23 protein-coding genes are annotated in these 24,180 nt (G+C 64.0%); 11 read left to right on the top strand and 12 right to left on the bottom strand.

All coding sequences use genetic code 11. From position 1 onward, the window contains the following. Positions 1–89: 89 nt before the first annotated feature. The 4 genes from phnN to phnF all read right to left on the bottom strand — a co-directional run bounded on the left by phnN (position 90) and on the right by phnF (position 3,394). A complete protein-coding gene (gene phnN, locus IGB42_RS07765; protein ID WP_159669473.1) occupies positions 90–707 on the bottom strand; it encodes a phosphonate metabolism protein/1,5-bisphosphokinase (PRPP-forming) PhnN in 618 nt (205 codons plus the stop codon). Further along, a complete protein-coding gene (locus IGB42_RS07760; RefSeq protein ID WP_159669470.1) occupies positions 704–1,399 on the bottom strand; it encodes a DUF1045 domain-containing protein in 696 nt (231 codons plus the stop codon). The genes phnN and IGB42_RS07760 overlap by 4 nt, the downstream gene beginning before the upstream one ends. Beyond that, positions 1,399–2,550: an alpha-D-ribose 1-methylphosphonate 5-triphosphate diphosphatase gene (locus IGB42_RS07755; RefSeq protein ID WP_159669467.1), complete on the bottom strand. Its 1,152-nt coding sequence runs from the start codon at positions 2,548–2,550 to the stop codon at positions 1,399–1,401. The genes IGB42_RS07760 and IGB42_RS07755 overlap by 1 nt, the downstream gene beginning before the upstream one ends. 115 nt (positions 2,551–2,665) lie before the next feature. Next, positions 2,666–3,394 (bottom strand): phosphonate metabolism transcriptional regulator PhnF, encoded by a 729-nt coding sequence (gene phnF, locus IGB42_RS07750; RefSeq protein ID WP_159669464.1) that lies wholly within the window; start codon positions 3,392–3,394, stop codon positions 2,666–2,668. 165 nt (positions 3,395–3,559) lie between these two features. Here phnF and phnG point away from each other — a divergent pair, with 165 nt between their 5' ends. From phnG to IGB42_RS07705, 9 genes are all read left to right on the top strand, one after another. After that, a complete protein-coding gene (gene phnG / locus IGB42_RS07745) occupies positions 3,560–4,027 on the top strand; it encodes a phosphonate C-P lyase system protein PhnG (RefSeq protein ID WP_159669461.1) in 468 nt (155 codons plus the stop codon). Positions 4,028–4,029: 2 nt separating this feature from the next. Next, positions 4,030–4,617: a phosphonate C-P lyase system protein PhnH gene (phnH, locus tag IGB42_RS07740; protein ID WP_159669458.1), complete on the top strand. Its 588-nt coding sequence runs from the start codon at positions 4,030–4,032 to the stop codon at positions 4,615–4,617. A 2-nt stretch (positions 4,618–4,619) separates the two neighbouring features. Next, positions 4,620–5,714, top strand: a complete 1,095-nt coding sequence (locus IGB42_RS07735) for a carbon-phosphorus lyase complex subunit PhnI (protein WP_159669455.1) — start codon at positions 4,620–4,622, stop codon at positions 5,712–5,714. Continuing rightward, a complete protein-coding gene (locus tag IGB42_RS07730) occupies positions 5,711–6,577 on the top strand; it encodes an alpha-D-ribose 1-methylphosphonate 5-phosphate C-P-lyase PhnJ (RefSeq protein ID WP_159669452.1) in 867 nt (288 codons plus the stop codon). Before IGB42_RS07735 ends, IGB42_RS07730 begins: the two co-directional genes overlap by 4 nt. Next, a complete protein-coding gene (gene phnK, locus IGB42_RS07725) occupies positions 6,574–7,344 on the top strand; it encodes a phosphonate C-P lyase system protein PhnK (protein ID WP_159669449.1) in 771 nt (256 codons plus the stop codon). Before IGB42_RS07730 ends, phnK begins: the two co-directional genes overlap by 4 nt. A gap of 4 nt (positions 7,345–7,348) precedes the next feature. After that, the gene (locus tag IGB42_RS07720; RefSeq protein WP_201799861.1) at positions 7,349–7,771 is read left to right on the top strand and encodes a VOC family protein; all 423 of its coding nucleotides are present in this window, start codon (positions 7,349–7,351) and stop codon (positions 7,769–7,771) included. Positions 7,772–7,773: 2 nt separating this feature from the next. After that, on the top strand, positions 7,774–8,484 hold the full coding sequence (gene phnL, locus IGB42_RS07715) for a phosphonate C-P lyase system protein PhnL (protein WP_159669446.1): 711 nt from the start codon (positions 7,774–7,776) through the stop codon (positions 8,482–8,484). Continuing rightward, entirely contained in the window at positions 8,472–9,611 is a 1,140-nt protein-coding gene (locus IGB42_RS07710; protein WP_159669443.1) for an alpha-D-ribose 1-methylphosphonate 5-triphosphate diphosphatase, read from the top strand. The genes phnL and IGB42_RS07710 overlap by 13 nt, the downstream gene beginning before the upstream one ends. A gap of 257 nt (positions 9,612–9,868) precedes the next feature. Then, on the top strand, positions 9,869–11,077 hold the full coding sequence (locus IGB42_RS07705) for a multidrug effflux MFS transporter (RefSeq protein ID WP_159669440.1): 1,209 nt from the start codon (positions 9,869–9,871) through the stop codon (positions 11,075–11,077). Between the two features lie 82 nt (positions 11,078–11,159). Here the strand turns inward: IGB42_RS07705 and IGB42_RS07700 are convergent, their stop codons facing one another. The 6 genes from IGB42_RS07700 to IGB42_RS07675 form a co-directional block, all read right to left on the bottom strand. Next, positions 11,160–11,909: an ABC transporter substrate-binding protein gene (locus tag IGB42_RS07700; RefSeq protein WP_159669438.1), complete on the bottom strand. Its 750-nt coding sequence runs from the start codon at positions 11,907–11,909 to the stop codon at positions 11,160–11,162. Between the two features lie 239 nt (positions 11,910–12,148). Further along, positions 12,149–14,017 carry a beta-1,3-glucanase family protein gene (locus tag IGB42_RS22520; protein WP_159669435.1) on the bottom strand — a complete coding sequence of 623 codons (1,869 nt, stop codon included), beginning with the start codon at positions 14,015–14,017 and terminating at the stop codon, positions 12,149–12,151. Positions 14,018–14,162: 145 nt separating this feature from the next. Then, entirely contained in the window at positions 14,163–14,990 is an 828-nt protein-coding gene (locus tag IGB42_RS07690; RefSeq protein ID WP_159669433.1) for a carbohydrate ABC transporter permease, read from the bottom strand. Continuing rightward, positions 14,987–15,889: a carbohydrate ABC transporter permease gene (locus tag IGB42_RS07685; protein WP_159669431.1), complete on the bottom strand. Its 903-nt coding sequence runs from the start codon at positions 15,887–15,889 to the stop codon at positions 14,987–14,989. Before IGB42_RS07685 ends, IGB42_RS07690 begins: the two co-directional genes overlap by 4 nt. Then, entirely contained in the window at positions 15,886–17,136 is a 1,251-nt protein-coding gene (locus tag IGB42_RS07680; protein WP_159669429.1) for an extracellular solute-binding protein, read from the bottom strand. Before IGB42_RS07680 ends, IGB42_RS07685 begins: the two co-directional genes overlap by 4 nt. Before the next feature lie 165 nt (positions 17,137–17,301). Continuing rightward, positions 17,302–18,306 carry a LacI family DNA-binding transcriptional regulator gene (locus tag IGB42_RS07675; protein ID WP_159669427.1) on the bottom strand — a complete coding sequence of 335 codons (1,005 nt, stop codon included), beginning with the start codon at positions 18,304–18,306 and terminating at the stop codon, positions 17,302–17,304. Between the two features lie 356 nt (positions 18,307–18,662). Between IGB42_RS07675 and IGB42_RS07670 the strand changes: the two genes are divergently transcribed. Together IGB42_RS07670 and IGB42_RS22515 are read left to right on the top strand one after the other, a co-directional pair. Continuing rightward, on the top strand, positions 18,663–20,288 hold the full coding sequence (locus tag IGB42_RS07670) for a carbohydrate-binding protein (RefSeq protein WP_159669425.1): 1,626 nt from the start codon (positions 18,663–18,665) through the stop codon (positions 20,286–20,288). 185 nt (positions 20,289–20,473) lie between these two features. Then, positions 20,474–21,835 carry a carbohydrate-binding protein gene (locus IGB42_RS22515; protein WP_159669422.1) on the top strand — a complete coding sequence of 454 codons (1,362 nt, stop codon included), beginning with the start codon at positions 20,474–20,476 and terminating at the stop codon, positions 21,833–21,835. A 119-nt stretch (positions 21,836–21,954) separates the two neighbouring features. On the opposite strand, the gene dkgB is transcribed toward IGB42_RS22515, so the two are convergent. Both dkgB and IGB42_RS07655 read right to left on the bottom strand, forming a co-directional pair. After that, entirely contained in the window at positions 21,955–22,755 is an 801-nt protein-coding gene (gene dkgB, locus IGB42_RS07660) for a 2,5-didehydrogluconate reductase DkgB (protein ID WP_159669419.1), read from the bottom strand. Positions 22,756–22,812: 57 nt separating this feature from the next. After that, positions 22,813–24,036: an MFS transporter gene (locus IGB42_RS07655; protein ID WP_159669416.1), complete on the bottom strand. Its 1,224-nt coding sequence runs from the start codon at positions 24,034–24,036 to the stop codon at positions 22,813–22,815. Positions 24,037–24,180 lie beyond the last annotated feature (144 nt).

Here is a 24,180-nt window from a genome sequence, read left to right as displayed (position 1 = left end):
GTGAGCGAAACGCAGGCCGTACAAGACGTATGACAAGTTAGGCTCGGCGCCCGCGCACAACCCCGCCAGCAAGGTTGTGTTAGCGGCGCTTAGCCGGGCTGGCCCAGCAGCAAGGCCAGGAACTGCTCGCCAGCTGCTTCCAGTGCGCCATCGTTGGCGATTTCATGCACGCTGATGGTGTCTGGCAGCGGCGGCGTGCTGCGCGCCAGCCGGGTTGCGATATCGGCCCCGCTTTCCCGGCCACGTGCAGCCAGTCGTGCTGCCAGCGTGGCGGGCGTGGCGGTGAACAGCGCCACTTCCAGCTCCGGGTAGCGTTGCTGCGCCGCGGCGATATTGGCACGCGAACCATTGACTACCACCGTCACGCCACCCGCCAGCCATGCATCGATCTCGGTGCCGATGCCGTACTGCAGGCCATGGCTTTGCCACCACAGCGCAAAACGGTCGTGCGCCAGCCATAGCGCGAATTCGTCTGCATTCATTTCGCGGTGGGCTTCGCCACCCGCAGCCGCGGGGCGGGTGATGTAGCGCTGCGCAAAGCGCACCTGCGGCGCGCGTGCGCCATGCGCGGCAATGCAGGTTTTGCCCTCATGCCCGTTCACGGTGCGGACGGCATGGCGGTTGTCCAGAGCGCTTCTTGCATACGCAATCACGCTGTCCTTGCCCACGCCGGATGCGCCCAGCACGATGATCAGCCTGCCACTCATGCGTTGCCCCCCAAAGAAAAACGCTGCACCAGCCGGAATGCCGCGCCGGCATGGTCTTCGGCGAACAGCGCAAGCTGTGCCGGCAGCGGTTCTGCCAGTGCCGGCGCAAACAGCGCCACCAGTGCCGGCAGCAAGTCATTGCGGGCGGAAGGCGGCAAACGCCCGCTCAGCGTGATATGGCAGCGGAAGCGCTCGAAAACGTGCGGGTATGCCCAGCGCGCCAGCAGCGCTTTGCCGCGCGCATCGAGCAGATCGGGTTTGCGGCGTGCCAGTTCGGTATCGCTCAGCGGCGCGCGGAAGGCATCGAGCTCCACCACGCATGCGTCGGCCAATGCCTGCAGTGCTTGTGATTCCGCCGCAGGCCGCAGGCACAGGAAGCCATCGAGTTCGGTGACCTGCAACGCTGGCAAGGTGAACGGTTGCAAAGCCCGGGTGAACGCCTGCAGTGCAGCGATCAGGTCTGCTGCATTGCAGTCATCGCGCAGCCGGAACGGCGCCTTGAGTGTGGCGTGCAGCCCATAGCGGCGCGGTTCCGAGGTAATCGCGTGCTGGCTGGCGGCATCCAGCCCCGGCAATTGCGGTGGCCGCAGCGCAGCAGCCGTTGCCGGATCGCTGCCCAGCCAGTGCGTGCCGGCGTGCCAGAGCGGATGTTCAGCAGGCGGCACCAGGTAGATCGCGTAGCGATAAGCCATCAGTTGCTCCGTGGCAGGTCCTCTGCCAGATGCACCAGCTGGCCGGCCACGATGCTGGCCACCACGCGCGGTGCGGCGGGGTTGCGGGTATCGATCACCACCAGGTCGGCACGCTGACCGGCTGCCAGCTCGCCCCGGTCGGTGAGGCCAGCGGCACGCGCCGGGTTGCGCGAAACCAGTGCCCAGGCGCGCTCCCAGCCGCAAACATCTTCATGTACCAGCTGGCAGGCGGCCGCCAGTGGCGCGGGGTAGTAGTAATCCGATGCCAGGATGTCGCAGCGCTCTGCCGCGACCATGTCGCGCGCGGTGGGAGCGCCGCAGTGGCTGCCACCACGCACTACATTGGGCGCGCCGAATACAATGGGGCTGCCCAGTGTCTTGGCGCTTTCGGTGGCTTCCGGCGTACGCGGAAACTCGCTGATGCTGCAGCCGATGGTATGGAAATGCGTGCGCTCGGCGAGGGTGTCGTCGTCGTGCGAGGCCATGGCCACCCCGGCGGCGCGCGCATGCGCGGCCAGCTTTTCGATGGCGGCGGGTACTTCGGCGTGGCGTGCGGCGGTCTGTTCCACCAGCGTGCGGAAATCAGCCAGCGGCATGCCGGCGCGGTCTGCGTACTTGCGCAGCTTGCCGTCGTCGCCCAGCCGCTCCACCACCATGTCGATATGGTCGTTGAACGCCAGCAGATCCACATGGCCGGTAGCCAGCCAGTCGGCTATCTCGTTGACGGCCGCCAGGTTGAAGGTTTCCCAGCGCAGGTGGATGCGGTGATCGGCAGCGAGCTGCGGTTTCAGCTGAGTGAGTGCACGGCGGATGCCGATGGCGTTTTCACGGCCGCGCAGGCCACCTTCCCAGCTCCAGGTGATGCCATGATAGGCAGTGGTGATGCCGTTGGCGATCAGTTGGCGGTCGGTATCGGCCAGTGCCAGTTGCAGCGGAAACGCCGCTTCCGGCCGGGGCAGGATCTGCCGCTCGAATGCATCGCCATGGATGTCCACGATGCCGGGCAGTACCAGGTAGTTGCCGGTATCCAGCCAGCCCGTACCGGCAGCGCCGCCGATATGGCTGATGTTGCCGTTTTCGATGAACAGCGTGGTATCGGCCCATGTGCCATCTGCAAGCAGCGCGCGTCGCGCCACGATTCCTTTCAGCATCGCTCGTCTCCCTGGAAGATAACAACGATTCTAAGCGGTTTGCATGACGGTTTTGTTGGATATCTAGACAAGTTTTGCACGCTGGCCTGCGCGTCGGCTGGTGGGAGCGGTGGCGTTACAGATCGCGGTTATTGGCTATCAGTTGCACCGCGTCGCCGGCAAAGCGGCCGATGCCGTATTCGATCGGCGTGCCGTCCTGGTCGACATTGATGCCTTCCACCTGCAGTACCGGCTGGTTGCGGGTCTGTTGCAGCAGGCGCGCCACGTTGTCGTCCGGCATGCGCGCGGTAATGCGGCTTTCCACGCGTTCGTAATCGGCCACGCCGTAGCGCTTGAGTGCCTCGGTGATCGAGCCGGTTTCCTCGAATGCCTCGGCAAGGCCGGCAAAGCGCACTGCCGGGAAGTAATGCGTGGCAAAGTTGATCACGCGGCCATCGGCACGCCCCACTGTATCGATCTGCAGCACGCGTTCGCCCTCCTGCAGCGCCAGCGCCTGTGCGATCTTGGGCGTGGCGGGTACTTCCAGCGCGCGCAGCATGGTGCGGCTGCCATCGAGCTTCTGCTGTCTGAGGGTTTCCGAGAAGCGCGTGCGCTTGCCCACGTTGTAGTTGACCGCGTAGTCGAGCAGGAAAATGCCGCGACCCTGCTCCACCCGCACCAGCCCGCGCGATTCCAGCGCGGCAATGGCGCGCCTTATCGTGTGGCGGTTGACCTCGAAACGCGCGGCAAACTCCGCCTCGGTAGGCAGCCGTTCGCTCGGTTTGTATACATTGCGACTGATTTCAGCCTCGATGGTCTGTTCGATCTGGCGCCATACCGCGACGCCGGAACCGCGCTGGATCATGCCGCGCTCTCTCTGTATCTGTGCGTGAAAGGGCGATGGTGCCGCAATCCGTGCCGGGTAGCATCAATTTCAAAAAAGATTCACGAAGCAGTGATTTACTGTCAGCAAGGTTTAGGCCGATACTCTGCCCGGTAACTTGTATAGATATGTATACATGGAGGCGGGATGTCAGAGCAGAGTGGTAACAGGGAAGTAGCAGCACAAGCGGCGCGCCAGCGCTGGCTGGCGGTACTGGCAAGGGCTGGCGTGGCGGAGCTGGAAACACAGCTGGCGCGCCATGCATTGCCGGCATTGAGCTGGCTGCGCCGCCCGGAAAGTGGGCTGATGATGGTGCGGGCGCGTGCCGGTGGCACCGGCCAGCAGTACAACCAGGGGGAAGTCTCCGTCACGCGCTGCGCAGTGCAGGACGAAACGGGCCGGCTGGGGGTGGGCTATGTGCAGGGGCGTGACAGCCGCCATGCCGAGCTGGTGGCGCTGTTCGATCTGCTGTTGCAGGACGAAACCCGCCAGGCCGATCTGTTGCCCGGGCTGATTGCACCGCTGGCCGCACGGCAGGCTGCAGCGCGCGACAAGGCCAGCGCGCAGGCCGCAGCTACGCGGGTCAATTTCTTCACCCTGGCACGCGGAGACTGATCATGAACGCACCGCATACCCCGTTACTGCCCGGCCTGCCGCAGCCTGCGCCCGATTCGCAACGGATTTTCCGCCAGTTGCTCGATGCCATGGCGCAACCCGGCCGCATCCATGCGCTGCAGGTTGCCGTGACGGCGCCGGCCCCGCTGGCCCCGGCTGCGAGCGCCATCGCGCTGACATTGTGTGATTACGAAACCCCCGTCTGGCTGCAGTCGGCCGGCCCCGAAGCCTGGCTGCGTTTCCACAGCGGCTGCCCGCTGGTAGATGACCCGGGCACCGCGCGGTTCGCACTGATTGACCAGCCCGCCAGCATGCCGGCACTGGCCGCATTTGCGCAGGGCGAGGCGGAATACCCGGATCGCTCCGCCACGCTGATCATCCAGGTCAGCGCGTTCGGGGAGCAGGGGCTGGTTTTTGCCGGCCCCGGTATTGATGGGGAAACCCGGCTCGGTGTTGCCGGCCTGCCGGATCAATTCTGGCGCGACTGGCAGCAAAGCCACGGCCGTTTTCCGCTAGGCGTCGATCTGGTGCTGGTGGCCGGCACGCGTTTCCTGTGCATACCGCGCACCACTACCGTCAGGGAGGGCTAGACATGTACGTTGCCGTCAAGGGCGGTGAAACCGCCATCCTCAATTCCTATGCATTGCTGGCCGATGCACGCCGTGGCGATACCGATGTGCCCGAACTGTCGGTCGCGCAGATCCGCCAGCAGATGCGCCTTGCCGTGGCACGCGTGATGAGCGAAGGCTCGCTTTACGATGAAGACCTGGCCGCGCTCGCAATCAAGCAGGCCGCTGGCGATCAGGTGGAAGCCATCTTCCTGCTGCGTGCCTACCGCACCACTTTGCCGCGTTTCGGCTACACCTTGCCGGTGGATACCGCGCGCATGGGTATCCGCCGCCGCATTTCGGCCACCTTCAAGGAGCTGCCGGGCGGGCAGGTACTGGGCCCCACGTACGACTACACACAGCGGCTGCTCGATTTCACTTTGCTGGCCAATGGCGTCGCTACCGAGCCGCCGGCACAGGCCGAAGCACTGCCGGCCGACATGCCGCGCGTGACCGACCTGCTGGCGGGCGAAGGCCTGATCGAGCCGGAAACCCCACCCGATGGCGACCCGGCACCGGTGGATCTGTCACGCGAGCCGCTCAAGTTTCCTGCCGACCGTGCCACGCGGCTGCAGAACCTGGCACGTGCCGATGAAGGCTTTCTGCTGGCGCTGGGTTATTCCACGCAGCGTGGTTATTCGCATACTCACCCGTTTGCCGGCGAAATCCGCATGGGCGAGGTGGCGCTGGAAATCGTGCCGGAAGAGCTGGGCTTTGCTATCGAGATCGGCGACATCACGCTGACCGAATGCCAGATGGTCAACCAGTTTGCCGGCTCCAGCACCGCGCCGCCGCAATTCACCCGTGGCTATGGCCTGGCGTTCGGCGAGGCCGAGCGCAAGGCGATGGCGATGTCGCTGGTGGACCGTTCGCTGCGCAGCCAGGAGCTGGCTGAAGCGATCAAGTCACCCGCGCAGCAGGCGGAATTCGTGCTGTCGCATTCGGACAGCGTGGAAGCCAGCGGCTTTGTCCAGCATCTGAAACTGCCGCATTACGTGGACTTCCAGTCCGAGCTGGAGCTGGTGCGCCGCATGCGCGCCACGCACGGTCAACCCACCCCGGAGGAGGAAACGGCATGACCACCAGCGGTTACAACTTTGCCTATCTGGACGAGCAGACCAAGCGCATGCTGCGCCGCGCGCTGCTCAAGGCAGTGGCCATCCCCGGTTACCAGGTACCGTTCGGCAGCCGCGAAATGCCGCTGCCCTATGGCTGGGGTACTGGCGGCATCCAGGTGACTGCGGCCATCCTCGGCACCAATGACGTGCTCAAGGTGATCGACCAGGGTTCGGACGACACCGTGAACGCGGTGAACATCCGCCGCTTCTTTGCCCGCACTGCCGGCGTGGCCACCACCAACCGCACGCCGGAAGCCACGGTGATCCAGACCCGGCACCGTATTCCGGAAACGCCGCTGGCTGCCGGACAGATCATGGTTTACCAGGTGCCGGAGCCCGAACCGCTGCACCGGCTGGAGCCGCGCGAGGCGGTCACCCGCAAGCTGCATGCACTGGCCGATTACGGCTTCATGCATGTGAAGCTGTACGAGGACATCGCCCGCTACGGGCACATTGCCACTACCTATGATTACCCGGTGCTGGTGAACGACCGCTACCTGATGGCGCCGTCACCCATCCCCAAGTTCGATAACCCCAAGCTCAACCACAGCCCGGCGCTGCAGCTGTTCGGTGCTGGCCGCGAGAAGCGCGTGTACGCGGTCCCGCCGTATACCAAGGTGGAAAGCCTGGATTTCGAAGACCACCCGTTCAGCGTGCAGCAGTGGGACGCGCCGTGCGCGCTGTGCGGCGCCAGCGACAGCTTCCTGGACGAAGTGGTGCTCGATGATGTGGGCGGGCGCATGTTCGTGTGTTCGGATTCGGAATATTGCAGCAACCGCCAGGCAGCAGGGCATGCCGGCAGCGCCGTGAAGGAGGCAGCATGAATCCCTTGTTGCAAGTGAGTGGCCTCACCAAACGCTATGGCGCACGCATCGGCTGCGCGGATGTCGGTTTCTCGCTGTGGCCGGGGGAAGTGCTGGCGGTAGTGGGTGAATCGGGCTCTGGCAAATCCACCTTGCTCAACCTGCTGTCCACACGGCTGGCTGCGGATGCCGGCACCATCGAATACGCATTGCTCGGCCGCGGCCTCACCGACATGGCCAAGTTATCCGAAGCCGAGCGCCGCTGGCTGCTGCGTACCGACTGGGGTTTTGTCGAGCAGAACCCGCGTGATGGCCTGCGCATGAACGTGAGCGCCGGCGCCAACGTGGGTGAGCGGCTGATGGCTACCGGCGCCCGCCATTACGGGCAGATCCGCAGTACCGCACAGGACTGGATGGCCCGGGTGGAGCTCGATCCGGCCCGCATCGACGAGCTGCCGGCGCAGTTTTCCGGTGGCATGCAGCAGCGGCTGCAGATTGCCCGCAACCTGGTGACCAAGCCCCGGCTGGTGCTGATGGACGAACCGACCGCCGGGCTGGATGTATCGGTGCAGGCGCGTCTGCTGGACCTGCTGCGCGAGCTGGTGACGAGCTTCGGCTTGGCGGCAGTGATCGTCACGCATGATCTGGCGGTGGCGCGGCTGCTGGCGCACCGGCTGCTGGTGATGAAGGGCGGGCGCGTGGTGGAAACCGGCCTGACCGACCAGGTGCTGGATGATCCGCAACACCCGTACACGCAGTTGCTGGTTTCTTCCATCCTGCAGGTATGACGCCATGACCGACATGCAGAGCGAAGACCCCATTTTCCATCTGTCGATTCCGGTGCGTGATCTGGCCGAGGCGCGCGCCTTCTATTGCGATGAGCTGGGCGCCCGCATCGGGCGTGTGCGCGATGCATGGTGCGATGTGTGGTTGTTTGGCGCGCAGATCACCTTGCAGCACCAGCCAGCGCAAGTGTTGCCGGTGGCGGAGCAGAGCAGCCGGCACTTCGGCGCCACGCTGGGCTGGGCGCACTGGCAGGCACTGGCCGGGCGCCTGGCGGGCACGCCATATGTGCTGAAGGCACCGCAGGTACTCAACGCCGGCCAGCCGGACGAAACCGCCAAGCTTTACCTCGCCGACCCCAGCGGCAACATGATCGAACTCAAAGCCTACCGTGACCGCGCACAGGCGCTGGCACAGCCGGCCCAAGGATAGCCATGCAAACGATGATAGAAACACGCGGCCTTGCCAAGACCTTCACGCTGCACCAGCAGGGCGGCGTACAGCTGCCGGTACTGGCCGATATCGATTTTTCCGTGGCACGCGGCGAGTGCGTGGCGCTGGCCGGCCCGTCCGGCGCCGGCAAGAGCACGCTGCTGCGCTGCCTGTACGGCAACTACCTGAGTACGGGCGGCAGCGTGCACATCCGCCACGACGACAACTGGGTGGAGCTGGGCAAGGCCAGCCCGCGCGAGGTGCTGGTGATGCGCCGCCATACCATCGGCTATGTCAGCCAGTTTCTGCAGGTGATCCCGCGCGTGGCCACGCTCGATATCGTGGCCGAGCCATTGCGCGAGCTGGGCGTGGGCGCGGAGGAAGCGCGCGAGCGCGCGGCCGTGCTGCTGCGCGCGCTGCAACTGCCTGCCGCGCTGTGGCAATTGCCACCCGCCACCTTTTCCGGCGGCGAGCAGCAGCGGGTGAACATCGCGCGCGGGCTGATCGCGGAAAAACCGCTGCTGCTGCTGGATGAACCCACTGCATCGCTGGATGCGGACAATGCCGAGCGCGTTGCGCAGCTGATCGATGCGGCGCGGCTGCGCGGCGCGGCCATCATCGGCATTTTCCATGACGTGGCCATCCGCAACCGGCTGGCTACCCGCTGCTTTCCGCTCGCCATTCCGCAAGGAGCCGCGCAATGCGCACACTGACCCTAACTAATGCCCGCGTGGTGACTGCGGACGACGTATTCACCGGCACGGTAAGGGTGGAAGACGGCATGATCACCGAGGTGACCACCGGCCCGACGCAACTGGCCGGCGCCGAGGATTTCGGCGGGGACTACCTGCTGCCCGGCCTGGTCGAATTGCATACCGACAACCTGGAAAAGCACCTGGGCCCACGCCCCGGCGTGGAATGGCCGGTGCACTCCGCGCTGGCGATCCACGATGCGCAGATTGCCTCGGCCGGCATCACCACAGTCTTCGATTCGCTGTGCATGGGCGACCTGGACCCCACCGGTTTCCGTGCCCGCACGCTGGTGCCGTCGATCAATGCCCTGCGCGAGGTGGTGGCGGGCGGCCATACCAAGGTCGAGCACTGGCTGCACCTGCGCTGCGAAGTGGCCAGCACCGATGTGCTCGAGCTGCTGGGCCAATATCTGGACGACCCGCTGCTGAAGCTGCTGTCGGTGATGGACCATACCCCCGGCCAGCGGCAGTGGAGCGATCTGGAGAAATACCGCGTGTACGCGCAGAAGCACGGCCACTGGAGCGACGAGCGGCTGGCGGACGAAGTGGCCGCGCGCAGCCAGCTGCAGCGCGATCATGCACAGCGCAACCGCCATGCGGTAGTGAATCTGGCCCGCGAGCGGCACATTGCGCTGGCCAGCCACGACGACACCACGCTCGCACACGTGGCCGAAGCCACTGCGGATGGCGTGACGATCTCCGAATTCCCCACCACGCTACAGGCCGCGCAGGCTGCGCGCGATGCCGGCCAATGCATCGTGATGGGGGCGCCCAATGCGGTGCGCGGAGGCTCGCATTCGGGCAATGTGGCGGCGCTGGATCTGGCGCGAGCCGGTTTGCTGGATGTGTTCTCGTCCGATTACGTGCCGGCCAGCCTGCTCCACGCGGCGTTCCTGCTGGTGGAAGAAGCCGGCTGGACCTTGCCGCGCGCCATTGCCACCGTAGCCGGCAACCCGGCACGCGTGGTGGGGCTGGCGGATCGTGGTGATATCGCCACCGGCTTGCGTGCAGACCTGATCCGCGTGCGCACCAGCGCGCACACGCCGCTGGTGCGTGCGGTATGGAGCAAGGGTGAGCGGGTGGCCTGATGGTCTGCCTGCCCATGGCAGGCAGCGGCCGGATGGCGGTTGAACAACCGTCATCCGGCAATGCGAAAATGAAACCGTCTGCGCGGGATACATGCGTGCCATCCGCGCTGCGCCATGCCGTTCCGGTACTTTTGCTTGCCGTAACACCTCCCCATGAGGGGGCCGGTGTTGGTAGCATGCAGGGTTGTCCGGGCTGTATACGCATTGCGTAGCAGTCTGCTGCTCCCGCCTTTGCTTCGTTCTTCCAGGTTTGCCTCATGAAATCAAACTTCCTGCGCATGGCGCTGGTACTGGGCTTGTTGTCCGCCATCGGCCCGTTTGCCATCGACATGTATCTGCCCGCCTTGCCCTCCATCGGGCAGAACCTGGGTGCATCGACCGGTGCGGTACAGGCCAGCCTGATGGCGTTTTTCATCTCGCTCGGCATCGGCCAGATCATCTACGGCCCGGTATCGGACATGGTGGGCCGCAAGGCGCCGCTGTATTTCGGCCTGCTGCTGTTTGCCGCCGCCAGCGTGGGTTGTGCGCTGGCGCCGGATGTCCACACGCTGATCGCATTGCGCTTTCTGCAGGGGCTGGGCGCCAGTGCCGGCATGGTGATCCCGCGCGCCGTCGTACGTGACCTGCATACCGGCAATGATGCGGCGCGGCTGATGTCGCTCTTGATGCTGGTATTCAGCGTGTCGCCCATCCTGGCGCCGCTGGCCGGCAGCTTCCTGATCGAATGGCATGGCTGGCGCATGGTGTTCTGGGCGGTGACCGTGGCGGCCGGCCTGGGCGTGATCCTGCTGGCCACCAGCCTGCCGGAAACCCGCCCTCGGGAAGAGCGCGTGAACAGCAGCGTGGGCAGCGCACTGGCGGGCTACCGCACCTTGCTGTGCGATCGCCATTACCTGGGGCTGGTGTTCATCGGCGCATTCGGTATTTCCAGCTTCTTTGCCTATCTGGCCAATTCGTCGTTCGTGCTGATCGATCATTACGGGTTGACGCCGCGCCAGTACAGCTTTGCGTTTGCTGCCAATGCCGCGTCGTTCATCGGCGTATCGCAGCTCACCGGCCGGCTGGCACAGCGTTTCGGCCTGGTGCAGATGGTGAAGTTCGCGGTGACTGGTTACGCGCTGGTGATGCTGTTGCTGCTGGCCCTCAACCTGCTGGGCATTACCCGGCTGGACGTGATGCTGGTGCTGCTGTTCATCGGTTACGGCTTCCTCGGCCTCGTGGTGCCGGCCACCGCGGTATTGTCGCTGGAAGAGCACGGTGCTATTGCCGGCACTGCATCGGCACTGATGGGCACGCTGCAGTTTGTGGTGGGCGCGATCGTGATGGCGGTGGTGGGCCAGTTTGTCGATGGCACCGCGCGGCCGATGGTGGCCGGCATCGCCGGCTCGGCACTGGTGGCTTTCGTGCTGGCATGGGTGGTATTGCGGCACGGCCAGCACGGCAAGCCCGCACAGCCGGCAGCATGAGGATGGACGGTGCGCAGTGCGCCGCCGTGAGGCGGGCGCGCTGTTCGCGCCGGATCCGTCTTGATCTGGAAGCCGCCCGCGCTCAGCGCGCGTAGCGGTCCATGATGCGCTGGTAGCTGCCGTCGCGCTTCATTGCCGCCAGGCCGCTATCGAATGCCTGGCGCGCCTTGCGCATGTCGCGCTTGCGGGTGAAGGCGATGTACGCGGGGTTGCTATCGATATACGGCTGCAGTGCGCGGGCCCGGCCGGTCAACTGGTTCTTCTTCAGGAAGTGCACGCCGCTGTAGGTATTGCTGACCATGATGTCGATGCGGCCGGCCATCAGCTTGCGGATATTGGTCAGTGTGTCGTTGGCCATTTCGATATTGGCAATTTCGCCGGATTTGACCGCGCTATCGAACATCTTGCCGTTGCTGGCTTCGTTGAGCGCGCCGAACCGGTACTGCAGCAGCGGCACCAGCTTGCCGTCAAAGCGGATGGTGCTGTTTGCCGGCACGAAAAAGGAACTGGTGAACGGCACCAGGCTTTCCTGCGAAAACAGGTAGGCCTGTTCGCGTTCGGGGGTTTTCAGCGTGGAAAAAACCGCATCGGCATCGCCCTGTTGCGCCTCGCGCAATGCGCGCGCCCACGGCACCACGCGGATTTCCACCTGCCACTGGCTGCGCGCGAACGCTTCTTTCAGGATGTCCACCGCCAGCCCCACCACCTTACCGTCTTCCTCGTATTCATAAGGCGGGTAATTGCCGGTGACGAGGTGGATGGTCTGTGCGCTGGCGGTGTGCGCAAGGGCCCAGCTGCAGCAGGCAGCCAGTGCCAGTGCTGCTATGCGCATGGTGAAGCTGCAGCCATGAAGGGGTGCACGCGGTGCACGGGTTTCTCCTTGCCCGGAGTGGTGAGTGATAACGGGGCGTTGCTTGCATCATAAGGGACGGGCAAGGTGTGCTGCCCAACCTTTTGGCCGGATGCCCGGGCAATGGGCACGGCTTGCAACACCGGCCGGCGGCAGGCAAAAAAAAGGCGACGGATGTACCGTCGCCTTTCAAGCCAAGGGAAGACTGCTGACTACTTACCTCACCAGCCTATGTTCACGATCAACGCTTTCGGGTTGCCATGTTCAAGCAGGCTGCTGTGGTTCCGGACGTCGTCATAGCAGAAACCATAAGCCAGGCCATTCAGGCTGTGGTCGTGCCAGAACTTCGCGTAATAGTTGGCCGGCGATGCGAGGTAGTAGTAGCTCGCGTTCGCCCAGTTGGCCTGATCCACGGTCTGGATCAGGTGGCGGTTGAATGCTGCGGTGATTTGCGCCTGCACCACCAGTTCATCCGATGTACCGGTTGCCAGGTTGCCCGAGCCTTCCAGGATGGCCTGCGTGGTGGGCTTGCCGCGGATATACAGGTTGTATGGGCCGCCGTTCTTCGAGAACACGAAGTCGTTGCCCACCACGTGGCCGCTGAAGGTGCCCGCTTCTGCGGTAAAGGTCAGCTCGCGGCCGGTGTAGTAGCTCCACACCTGGTTCACGTAGTTGTCGAAGTAGCTGGCATTCGCGCCGCCCGGGCCGAACGAGCCCTTGCCCGGCGCAATGATGCGGTACGGTGCGCGCACCAGGCCCTTGAACTCGGCCGGCACGTTGTTCTGGTAGGCCGAGAAGATGGTGGCGCGCGATTCGGTTTCACCCACGGTCTTGTCGTAGCCGTCATTGCTGATCAGCCGCGTGGTGATGGGGAAGCCGAACTGGTCCACACGGGTGGAGTTGCCGTGGTAGCCATACTGGTCCACCGTGAACTCCACCCATTCGAAGTACACGTCCTGGTTGGGATCGGTCGGGTTGCCGAGGTCCGGCCCGGCAAAGCCGGTTGCGCCGTCACCGGTGGTGTTGATCTTGATGTACATCGGCGAGCCCACGCTGATGAACATGCGGCCGGAGTTGATGCGCGGCAGCGATACCCAGCTGGTGTCGCTCAGCTTCTGGAAGTAGTTGCTGTAGGTCTGGCCGTTCTTGGTCAGGCGGTTGGCGGCGTTGTTGTCTGCCACGGTGGCCGGAACGAGCTTGCCGCTGGCATCCACGTACGCCAGCTGCTTGGTATCCGGGTTGTAGCCGATGATGGACCAGTAAACTTGGCTATCCGGATACGCACCCTTGGTGCCGTTCAGCAGCTGGATGGTCATCACGCCGTTGCCGGTGGGGATGCCGGTCGGTACCGGCGCAGTGGTCGGTGCCACGGTCGGTACGGCCGTCGGGGCCTTGGTCGGCACAGCAGTCGGGGTTGCGGTAGGCGCGGTGGTCGGCTTGGTGGTCGGTACCGGCGTCACACCGCTGTTGCCGCATGCGCCCACGTCGTTCCATGGCTTGCCGTCGCCGGTGCTGTTGGGCGGGATTTCGCCTTGCGTCCACCATTTGGCGGTGTAGTTGCGGCTGGCATAGCTCACCTGCGCGCCGCCGTTATACGCGGTGCCGCTGTTCCATGCGGCGTAGCAACCGGTGCCCGGAGTAGCGGTCGGGGCAACGGTGGGCTTCACCGTGGGCAGCGGCACGCTGGTGGCTGGCGTGGTGGGTTTTGGAGTCGGTACTGTGGTTGGCGCAGTAGTGGGGGCGCTGGTTGGCGCCGCACCGACGGTCTGCGTGAACACCGGCGTGTCGTACGCAGGGTTGCCGTTGTTGTAGGTGAACGAATAGGCGAGCAGGTTGCCGCTGACCGCATCCACTTTCTGTTCATAACGCGCGGTAGCGGCGTTATAGCTGCTACGCAGGTTTTGCTGCGGGCCATTGTTGACCTTGTAGTGCACGTCCACCCAGGTGGTGCTGACGTTCGACTTGAACCAGATCGTGGCGCTATTGCCAGTCACGGCCACGCCGTTGCTGTAGTCCGCTGCCAGTGCGGGGGCTGCCAGGAATGGCAGTAACAGGCACAGGCTGACGATCAGCCGTATCCATCGTTGCATTGTCTCGCTCCATTCTCGTTTTGGTTTTTGAAAAAGCGCTGTGGCTTTGTGCGCAATTGAAAGCGCTTTCAATATGGCTGTCAAGAAAAGGTGATGAACGCGCGGCATGCGCGCCACGGAAACAGGGTTTGCTTACCGGACTGACTCAGTTTTCTGCGTCAGCCGTCATGCTGAGGATGCTGCGCCAGTGCCGCGCAGCGATGATCAATACCGCCAGCGTGGGTAGCACCGCGAACATGGCGCCGGTCATCACCACACCCCATTCGCCTCCGGCAGCACTCTGCATCGCGCGCAACGCCACGTGTACCGTGTAGTGCTCGGGGGAGGGCAGCACCACCAGCGGCAGCAAAAAGCTGTTCCATGCGGCAATGAAGCTGACCACGCCCAGTGTGGCCAATGCGGGCTTGCATAGCGGCAGCACGATCTGCAGATACAGCCGCCATTCGCTGCAGCCGTCCAGCCGGCCGATTTCCAGCAGGCAGCGCGGAATGGCGCTGCAAATGTACTGCCGCATCAGCAGCACGCCCATGCCACTGACTGCCGCAGGCATGTAGACCGCGCGGTACTGATCCAGCCAGCCCAACTGGTTGATCCAGAAGAAATACGGCACCACGGTCATGAACGGCGGCAACAGCATGCCCAGTACCGCCAGTGCCAACACCACGCTCTGGCCGCGGAAGCGGTATACCGCCAGCGCAAAGCCCGCCATCGATGACACGGCCAGGCACAGCAGCGTCGACATCAGCACCACATAGGCACTGTTGAACATCGCTTGCCAGAATGGCGTGGCGGAAAGCGCTTGCAGGTTGGCTGGAAACTGCGCGCCGATATCCGCAGGCGGCGGCAGGCCGAAAATCTCTGCACTGCTATGGCTGGAAAAAACCAGCAAGTTCCAGAATGGCAGCAGCATCAGCAACGCCGCTGCGGCCAGCCACAACAGCGCCAGCAGTTGGCCGGCACGTGCACGCCTCATGCCATCCTGCGCCACAGGCCGCGCCCCCACAGCAACTGATATGCAACGATCAGCGTGACGGTGCTCACCAGCAGCAGCCAGGCCATGGCGGTGGCGCCGCCCAGATCGCCATTCACGAAGGCCAGCCGGTACAGGTAGGCCGAGGTGGTGAGCGCGGATTGCGAGGTACCGCCGTCGGGCGCCAGGATGAAGGATTCATCGAACAACTGGCAGCCGCCGATCAAGGTGAGCGTACTGGCCAGCACGATCATCGGCCGCAATTGCGGCAATACCACGTACCAGTAGCGGCGCCAGCCGGTGGCGCCATCGATGGCTGCAGCGTCGAGCAAACTGGCCGGCAATGCTTGCAATGCAGTCAGGTAGAGCACGGTATTCCAGCCGGCATAGCGCCAGCATACCAGTGCGGCGATCGAGACCTTCACCCACAGCTCGTCGTGCAGCCAGTCCACCGGCCCCAAGCCCACCAGCGCCAGCCAGCGGTTGATCAGCCCGTATTCGGTGGACAGCAAGGTCATGAATACCAGCGCAATGGCAATGGCCGAAGTCACGTAGGGCAGCATGCACACAAAACCCGCCCAGCCGCTGGCGCGGCCCAGCCTGGTATAGATCGCCCACGACAAGCCCAGTGCCAGCAGGTGTTGCGGCACGCCGGCCATTACCGTCAGCATCAACGTGTTGCCGAGTGAATGCCAGAACAGCGGGTCGCTGCCGGCAAAGCGGAAGTTGTGCCAGCCCACATAGTCGAGCCCGGCGAGGCCCGTGGCCGCATCGCCATGGCGGAACGCCAGCCATAACGAACCGGCGAACGGCACTGCCACGAACAGGATGAACAACAGCAGGAAGGGCGCCAGGAACAGATATGGCGCCACGCCATGCGGGGATAAGCGCCGTGGCGTCATCGCCTGATGCGCTGCTCGATCTGCGTGCGTGCGTCCCGCAGCGCAGCGCGGATATCCTTGTCCTTGAACAATACGGCGTCCAGAGCGGCGTTTACCAGCTCCTCGGCCACTGGATCATTGCGGTCCAGCGGGGATGCCGGTGTGGCCAGTGCAGCGTGGCGCCACAGCTGGCGCGCCGGCTGACCGCCAAAAAAGGGCATGGGCGTATCCACATATGGATCCCGCAATGCAGTGACCAGTGCGGGAAGGGCCTGCAGTGCTGGCGCGCGCATGGTGGCAAGCTGGGTTTTGGGATCGGTGGTCAGCAACTGGATGAATTCCCACGCCAGCGCCTTGTTCGCCGCGCGTTTGGGTATGGCGTAGAACGAACCGCCCCAGGCGGCAAAGCGGTGCGCCGGCAACTGCGCGGCGCGCCATTTGCCGGCGGTATCGGGCGCTACCCAGCTCGACAATTGCCCGGCAAACCACGAGCCGCTGCCGACCGCAGCGATCTTGCCGCTGCGCAGCATGGCTGCCCATTCATTGGTCCAGGGGGAAATTTTTGCATCCAGCCCTTCGCGGCGCACGGTGCGTGCCAGCTCGAAGGCGCGTACGAAGCGCGGGCTTTCTACCAATGGCCGGCCGGCTTGGTCGAAATACAGGCCTTCGCCTTCTTCTGCTGCAGCACGCAGGTAGAGGTTTTTCATATCGTGCGCATTGGCCAGCAGGTAAAGGCCGGAGCGGGCTTTGAGCTTGCGGCCGGCATCGAGCAGGCTGGCCCATGAGCCGGTCAGGTCCGCCTCGTTGATGCCGGCCTTGTCGAAGAGATCCTTGCGGTAGAACAGCGTGCCGGGGCCCACGTCGGCCGGCAGCGCATATACGGCGCCATTGCGGGCGGTGGCCTGTGTATATGCGTAGTGCACGAACTGCGCTTCCAGCCGGTTGGCGTGATAAGGGGTCATGGCGAGATTTTCCAGTACGCCTGCCGCCTTGAAACGCCCCAGGTAGGTGGATTCGATGCCGACCACGTCGGGCGCGCCGGTACTGCCGGCCAGCTGCGTGGCCAGCCGGTTGTGGTGATCGGCGTAGCCGAGCGTGACGAGGCGGACGGGGATATCGGGGTGGCGCTGCTGCCACACCGGCAGCGCGAGCTTGACGGCCTCATCCAGCTTTGGAAAAACCGCTACCGTCAGGTTTTGCGCCAGCGCGGCTGACGACAGCAACGCCAAGGCGCAGGCCGCGATCGGGGCCTGTAGACAACGTTTCATTGCATGTCTCCCGGTGGCTTATCTGGCCACCTTCATGGCAACGTTCCGGAACCGCAGTTCACGACGTTGCCGTTTTTTGGCCAGCAATGTTGCTGGCCCATGCATGCAAGATAACGTGTCAGGATTGGGCAGAAAAGCCCAATGTCCCCAAACGCGGGTTTCCCCTTAGCGTAACCGACGAGTGGAATCCCTGACGACCAGTTCCAGTGCCATTTCCGGGGGCTCCGGTGCTTTGCCGAGCAACATGTCGACCAGCGTTTGCGCAGCGGCAATACCCATGTCGAACGTGGGCTGGCGTATGGTGGTCAGCGGTGGCGCCAGGTAGGTGGAGTGCGGCAGATCGTCGAATCCCACCAGCGATACATCTTCCGGAACCCTTAGCCCGCGCTGGTAGAGCGCCAGCCGCGCGCCGTAGGCCATCTGGTCGTTCGCGGCAAAAATGGCCGAGAACGACACGCGCGCTGCCAGCAGCTGGCTGACCGCGAGCACACCGCTCATTTCGCTGTAATCGCCCTGTGCGATCAGGCGCTCGTCGATGGCGAGGCCGGCCGCCTGCAATGCTGCCTTGTAGCCGGCCAGCCGCGCCTGACTGTCAGGATGATCCAGCGGGCCGGCAATGTGCGCGATCTGCTGGTGGCCCTGGCTGACAAGATGCTGCGTGGCTTCGCGCGCGGCGGCGGCATCATCCAGCCAGAAACTCACCAGGTTGGGCGCTTGCAGCTGCCGCCCGGTCACGATGATGGGAATGCGCCGTGCGTGCTCCACCAGCGTGGCGTCGGTCACACCGCCCGTCAGCACAATCAGACCGTCTACCTGGCGGCTGATCAGCAGCGCAATGCGGTGCGCCTCTTCCTTGGCATCCCAGTGGCCGTTGGCAAAGATGGGGGTATAGCCGGTGCCGGACAGTCCCTTTTCTATCCCTTCCAGGCATTCGCCGTAGAAGGGGCTGGCAATGTTCTGCGTGAGCACGCCGATGGTCATGGATCTGCCGCTGGCCAGTGCTTGCGCGGCCTTGTTGGGCTGATAGCTGAGCTTGCTGATGGCGCGTTCTACCGCCTCGCGCTTGCTGTCCTTGACACCGGCGGTGCCATTAAGGATGCGCGAAACCGTGCTGGGCGAAACGCCAGCTTCACGCGCCACCTGTTCGAGCGTGGACGTTTTTTCGTTCATGGGGTCATCATCTTGAAAGCGTTGTCAGAAAAATATCTGTTTGTTATTGTGCCGCTATGTTGCGGCTAACTTATTGTGTGGACGCGGTATTTTAAACCGTTTCCGTTCTGTGAGTATTGGCAAGAGTACTGTTTTGCATGGGCTTCGACGTAAAAAACTGAAAGCGCATTCATTTTTTGTTGCGTGGACTGCTACAAGGTAACAGGCCTGCAAGCGCTATCAAAATGCTTGTCTGCTTGTGCTGTATTCATGCCGCAGTCCGCCGGTGCAGCCTTGGATGTGGCGCGGAAAGATACCGAGATTTTCAGGCTGCCGTCATGGCGGCTTCACCCAACCCGATACGGACCATTTGCATCATGCATAGACGCCATACCCTGCCCGCAGTGCTTGCACTGCTGATCGCCGCCCACACGTACGCGGCCTACCCGGCATGGCAGGCGGACGTGTATTACACCGCCGGTACCGTGGTGTCGTTCAATGGCCACGATTACCGTGCGCTGGTGAACCAGACCGATTACGCCAGCACCGGCTGGAACCCCGCCAACACCAGCCTGTGGAGCGGTCTGGGGGCCAGCAATGGCAGCGTGCCCACTGCCGTGCCGACTTCCGGACCGACGCTCAGGCCAACAACGGCACCAGTCCCGACGCCCATCCCCACCGCCAGGCCGACCGCGGCGCCCACCCCCTTGCCGGGCAGCGATTGCAATGCAGCCTGGAATGGCGCGACCGCATACAACGGTGGTGCGCGGGTCAGCTACAGCGGTCGCAACTACACAGCGCGCTGGTGGACGCAGGGCGATATCCCTGCCAGCAATACCGCGGATGGCAGGCCATGGAACGATAGCGGCGCGTGCGGTGCTGCAACGCCGACATCCACGCCACAACCCACGGCCAAGCCCACCATTGCGCCAACCAGCAAGCCGACGGTCGCGCCGACAGCGGCACCTACTGCCACCCCTCGCCCCACAACAGTGCCAACGCCTGCACCAGTCTGTTCGACCTGGGCACAGAGCCAGACCTATGCCAGCGGCGACGTCATCACCTATCAGGGGCAGACCTATACCGCGCTGGTGCCGCATACGCTGGCGCCGGGCATAGACTGGACGCCCGCCAATACCGGCACACTGTGGCAGGCGGGTGGCAGTTGCAGCAAGCCGGTGGTACCGGTACCGGCCCGGTTTGCCGCGCCCGCGCTCACCTGGCAGGAGCATTGGTTCGAGCACCAGCAGAACATGAAGCTGATTGCGTACAACGACACCGTGGCGATCTATTTCGATGACGACGTCAATCGCGCGGCCGGCAAATGGATGCTGCCCTACCTGACCAGGATGTGGCGCTACGCGCAGAACACCTACGGCCCCGCCACGCTGGGTTCGGATCGCCTGTATTCGCTGCACCACGAGGCGAAGTACTACGGCGGCCACCCGTCCAGCGTGTACGACGCATCGCACGATTATCACAATGTCAGTGACGTGGGCGGCAGCAACTGGATCAACCCGCAGTACGAGGTCGTCACCCACGAAACCGGCCATATCGTCGAGAGCATTGCCAGCGGCAAGCACGGCTCGCCGGCGTTCGGCATCTGGAAAGACAGCAAGTGGATGGAGTTCTACATCTACGACGCTTATGTGGCGCTGGGCATGACCGCGCAGGCCAACGACGTCTACAACCGCTGGCAGCAGGATAACGACAGCTTTCCGCGCGCCGGCACCAACTGGTTCCGCGACTGGTTCTACCCGCTGTGGCGCGATCACGGCCATGCGCAGGTGATGGTGAAGTACTTCCAGTTGCTGGGGCAGTACTTCCCCAACAACGGCCGTGATTACACGCGTGATCTCAACTGGGGCGAATACATCCACTTCATGAGTGGCGCTGCGGGCGCAGACCTGAAAGCGCAGGCCACGCAGGCATTCGGCTGGCCGGCCGAGTGGGAAACCCAGCTGCAGCAGGCAAAACGCGATTTCCCGAACATCCGTTATTGATCCGTCATCGATTCAGGATCGAGCGCGCCGAAGTCCGTAGCGGCACGCGCACGGCGGGACATGGAGCAAAAGAGTTGTGAAAGTGCAGTAGCAGATGCAACAGCAAGTGCAGTGAGGCAGGGCGGTCAGCAGGCCGCCCGTCAACAAGTCGCTGACAACAGCGCAATAACAACATGGAGCAGACAATGATCACCCGCACCCTGACCGGCCTTGCGCCCGTCATCATCGCACTGGCCGCCGCCAGCGCCAGCCACGCCGCATGCCGCGGCGCCTGGGCCGAGGGCAATACCTACAGTGCCGGCGATACGACCACCTACAGTGGCGCCACCTATACCGCGCTGGTCACGCATACCGCGTTTGCCGGCGCCAACTGGAACCCGGCGTCCACCCCCAGCCTGTGGCAGCCGGGCGGCTCGTGCGGCGTGGTGCCCACGGCCGTGCCTACCCCCAAGCCGACGGCCACGCCAACTGCAGCGCCGACCGGCACGCCAACCGTCAAGCCGACGACGCCACCGACCACGCCGCCTGCTACCGGCCCCGGCTGCTACGCCGCATGGAACAGCGGTACTGCATACAACGGTGGCGCGCAGGTGAGCTACGCCAACCGCAATTACAGCGCCAAGTGGTGGACGCAGGGCAATGTCCCGGCCAACAGCACCGGCGATGGCCTGCCGTGGAATGACCTCGGTGCCTGCGGTGGCGGTAGCAACCCCACCGCAGCGCCTACCCCGACGCCCAAGCCGGCAACGCCGGTGCCGACCGTGGCGCCAACCCCCAAGCCGACCCAGGCACCGACACCAACGCCGATCCCGGGCTGGAAGCTGGTATGGAGCGACGAGTTCGATAGCGGCAGCATCGACACCGGCAAGTGGGAATTCGAAGTGAACGGCGCGGGTGGCGGCAACAACGAGCTGCAGTACTACACCAACAGCAGCAAGAATGCGTTCGTGCAGAACGGTGCGCTGTCGATCAAGGCGCTGAAGGAACAGTTCTCCGGCCCGGACGGTACACGCGGCTATACCTCGGCCCGCCTGCATACCAAAGCCAGCTGGACCTACGGGCGCATGGAAGCAAAAATCAAGCTGCCATACGGGCAGGGCATCTGGCCGGCATTCTGGATGATGCCGCAAGACAGCGCTTATGGCGGCTGGGCGGCCAGCGGTGAAATCGACATCCTGGAAGCGATCAACACCAAGGCCGCCGGTGGCAACACCGTCTATGGCTCGATCCACTTCGGCGCCAGTTGGCCGAACAACCAGTACACCACCGTGGGCTACACCCCGCCGACCAGCATTGCCGACAATTACCACGTGTATGCAGTGGAATGGGAAGCGGGCCAGATCCGCTGGTACGTGGACAACGTGCTCTATTCCACGCAAACGCAGTGGTACAGCACTGGTGGCGCTTACCCGGCACCGTTCAACAAGCCGTTCTACGTGATCCTCAACCTGGCCGTCGGCGGCAACTGGCCGGGCAGCCCGGATAGCAACACCAGCTTCCCGCAGCAGATGGATGTGGAATACGTGCGGGTGTACCAGAAGCAGTAACGATGTCAATGCTGTCGCATCGCTGCACGGATGCGGCGGCCAGCAAAAAGCCGGTCAGTCAGACCGGCTTTTTGCATTCTGGTGCCGGCGATCAGCCGCAGGGTTGATCAGCCAGCCGTTCAGTCCCACGCGGGGGCGAAATCCGGGTTGGCCAGGCGCTCGTTACGCTCCAGCGTGGCAATCGCCGCCATGTCCGCATCGCTCAGTTGCAGTGTTTGCGCTGCCAGGTTGGCTTGCAGGTTTTCACGCCGGGTGGATGACGGGATCACCGCGAAGCCGCGCTGCAGCAGCCAGGCCAATGCCACTTGCGCCGGGGTGGCGTTGTGCCGGGCGGCTATCTGCTGCAACAGCGGCTCGTCCACCACCTTGCCGTAGGCCAGCGGCATGTAGGCGGTCAGGTGGAGGCCGTTCGCACTGGCAAAGTCCGCCAGCTTGCGGTTTTGCAGGAAGGGGTGGATTTCCACCTGGTTGGTGGCGATCGCATCGCGGCCTACCGCAGCGATGGCCTGTTGCAGGTGGCTGATGGTGAAGTTGGAAACGCCGATCTGATCAGTGAGGCCCTGCTGGCGGGCCTCCAGCAGGGCCGGCATGTATTCGGCCACCGCGTGGCGGTCATCCGGGGACGGCCAGTGGATCAGCGCGAGGTTGACGCGATCCATGCGCAGTTTCTGAAGGCTTTCCTTCAGGCTGGGGATCAACTGGTCTGCACCCAGGTGATCGATCCAGATCTTGGTGGTGACAAACAGCTCGCTGCGCGGCACGCTGCTGGCGGCAATGGCTTGGCCCACTTCGGCCTCGTTGCCGTAGATCTGCGCGGTGTCGATATGGCGGTAGCCGAGGGCAAGGCCATTGCTGACCGAATCGATCACTTGCTGGCCCTGCAGGCGGTAAGTACCCAGGCCGAAGGCGGGAATGGACATGATGGAACTCCTGTTGTTGATGGTCGGGTTGAAGGCGAAGTGTCTGGATCGGTGGATTCAGTGACCAGCGTAGGCGGGCCGGGTAGTGGATGCAGGCCCGTTGGAGGATGCGGTAAGGGCTGGGTTGTTGCGATCCAGCCGGCCGCTCAGCGTGGTGAGTGCCAGTGCCCCCAGCACGATCAGCCCGCCCACCCACGGGGTATGCAGCAGGCCGGCGTGCGCCACGATCAGGCCGCCACCCCAGGCACCGGCGGCAATGCCCAGGTTGAACGCGGCGATATTCAGGCCGGAGGCCACGTCTACCGCATGCGGCGCGTGGTGCTCTGCTTGCTGCACCACATAGACCTGCAGCCCCGGTACATTGCCGAAGGCGAATGCGCCCCAGATCAGGATGGTGGTCAGTGCCAGCCAGGCGTGCGGCGCGGTGAAGGTCAGCACGAACAGCACTGCGGCCAGGCCGGCGAAGATGATTTTCAGCGCGCTGATCGGGCCGCGGCGATCCGCCAGCCTGCCGCCCCATACATTGCCCACGGCCACCGATACGCCGTACACCAGCAGCACCAGGCTGACTGCACCCGCGCTGAAGCCGGATACCTGCTGCAGGATGGGGGCGAGGAAGGTGAACGCCACGAAGGTGCCGCCATAACCCACTGCAGTCATCGCATACACCAGCAGCAGGCGCGGCTGCTTGAGTACTTGCAGTTGCTGCAGTACCGATGCCGGCTTGTTGTGCGCGAGCTTCGCCGGCACGAACAGCATGCTGGCGATGAAGGCGATCACGCCGAGTAGCGCTACCGCCAGGAAGGTGGCCCGCCAGCCCAGGTGCTGACCGATGAAGGTACCCAGCGGTACGCCGGTCACCAGTGCCACGGTCAGGCCGGAAAACATCGTGGCGATGGCGCTGGCGGCTTTTCCCCGCGCCACCAGGCTGGTGGCGATGGTGGAGCCGATGGAGAAAAACACCCCGTGTGCCAGGCCGGTCAGCACGCGCGCAACCACCAGCGAGGTGTAGCCGGGTGATTGCCACGCCACCAGGTTGCCCAGCGTGAACAGCAGCATCAGCGCCAGCAGCAATTGCTTGCGTGGCACGCGGCCGGTCAGTGCGGTCAGCAATGGCGCGCCGATGGCAACGCCCAGCGCGTACAGGCTGACCAGCAACCCGGCCGAAGGCACGCTGACGCCCAGATCGGCGGCGATGGTGGGAATCAACCCCACGATGACGAATTCGGTGGTGCCGATGGCAAAGGCGCTGATGGTCAGCGCCAGCAAGGCAAGTGGCATGACAGACTCCCATGGTTGGGAATGGCGATTCCTGCCACTGCTTGGGTTGCATGCAGCGGCGTGTTCGCCACTCCAGGTTCGAGAGCGCAGTGTCCGCGTTTGATCCTTGCTGAAAAACCACTGGACAGCCAAAAGATATTTGAC

This window comes from Andreprevotia sp. IGB-42, from assembly GCF_009848685.1.
Classification (GTDB): Bacteria; Pseudomonadota; Gammaproteobacteria; order Burkholderiales; family Chitinibacteraceae; genus Andreprevotia.
This window is presented reverse-complemented; position numbering and strand designations above follow the sequence as displayed.

Bases quoted from the DNA above. Each gene is read 5' to 3' on its own strand.
- dkgB (WP_159669419.1), bottom strand. From the start codon at position 22,755: ATGTCCATTCCCGCCTTCGGCCTGGGTACTTACCGCCTGCAGGGCCAG.
- phnN (WP_159669473.1), bottom strand. From the start codon at position 707: ATGAGTGGCAGGCTGATCATCGTGCTGGGCGCATCCGGCGTGGGCAAG.
- IGB42_RS07655 (WP_159669416.1), bottom strand. From the start codon at position 24,036: ATGCCACTTGCCTTGCTGGCGCTGACCATCAGCGCCTTTGCCATCGGC.
- IGB42_RS07760 (WP_159669470.1), bottom strand. From the start codon at position 1,399: ATGGCTTATCGCTACGCGATCTACCTGGTGCCGCCTGCTGAACATCCG.
- IGB42_RS07690 (WP_159669433.1), bottom strand. From the start codon at position 14,990: ATGAGGCGTGCACGTGCCGGCCAACTGCTGGCGCTGTTGTGGCTGGCC.
- IGB42_RS22515 (WP_159669422.1), top strand. From the start codon at position 20,474: ATGATCACCCGCACCCTGACCGGCCTTGCGCCCGTCATCATCGCACTG.
- IGB42_RS07735 (WP_159669455.1), top strand. From the start codon at position 4,620: ATGTACGTTGCCGTCAAGGGCGGTGAAACCGCCATCCTCAATTCCTAT.
- IGB42_RS07720 (WP_201799861.1), top strand. From the start codon at position 7,349: ATGACCGACATGCAGAGCGAAGACCCCATTTTCCATCTGTCGATTCCG.
- IGB42_RS07705 (WP_159669440.1), top strand. From the start codon at position 9,869: ATGAAATCAAACTTCCTGCGCATGGCGCTGGTACTGGGCTTGTTGTCC.
- phnK (WP_159669449.1), top strand. From the start codon at position 6,574: ATGAATCCCTTGTTGCAAGTGAGTGGCCTCACCAAACGCTATGGCGCA.
- phnH (WP_159669458.1), top strand. From the start codon at position 4,030: ATGAACGCACCGCATACCCCGTTACTGCCCGGCCTGCCGCAGCCTGCG.
- IGB42_RS22520 (WP_159669435.1), bottom strand. From the start codon at position 14,017: ATGCAACGATGGATACGGCTGATCGTCAGCCTGTGCCTGTTACTGCCA.
- IGB42_RS07730 (WP_159669452.1), top strand. From the start codon at position 5,711: ATGACCACCAGCGGTTACAACTTTGCCTATCTGGACGAGCAGACCAAG.
- IGB42_RS07680 (WP_159669429.1), bottom strand. From the start codon at position 17,136: ATGAAACGTTGTCTACAGGCCCCGATCGCGGCCTGCGCCTTGGCGTTG.
- IGB42_RS07675 (WP_159669427.1), bottom strand. From the start codon at position 18,306: ATGAACGAAAAAACGTCCACGCTCGAACAGGTGGCGCGTGAAGCTGGC.
- IGB42_RS07685 (WP_159669431.1), bottom strand. From the start codon at position 15,889: ATGACGCCACGGCGCTTATCCCCGCATGGCGTGGCGCCATATCTGTTC.
- IGB42_RS07710 (WP_159669443.1), top strand. From the start codon at position 8,472: ATGCGCACACTGACCCTAACTAATGCCCGCGTGGTGACTGCGGACGAC.
- IGB42_RS07670 (WP_159669425.1), top strand. From the start codon at position 18,663: ATGCATAGACGCCATACCCTGCCCGCAGTGCTTGCACTGCTGATCGCC.
- IGB42_RS07755 (WP_159669467.1), bottom strand. From the start codon at position 2,550: ATGCTGAAAGGAATCGTGGCGCGACGCGCGCTGCTTGCAGATGGCACA.
- phnG (WP_159669461.1), top strand. From the start codon at position 3,560: ATGTCAGAGCAGAGTGGTAACAGGGAAGTAGCAGCACAAGCGGCGCGC.
- IGB42_RS07700 (WP_159669438.1), bottom strand. From the start codon at position 11,909: ATGCGCATAGCAGCACTGGCACTGGCTGCCTGCTGCAGCTGGGCCCTT.
- phnL (WP_159669446.1), top strand. From the start codon at position 7,774: ATGCAAACGATGATAGAAACACGCGGCCTTGCCAAGACCTTCACGCTG.
- phnF (WP_159669464.1), bottom strand. From the start codon at position 3,394: ATGATCCAGCGCGGTTCCGGCGTCGCGGTATGGCGCCAGATCGAACAG.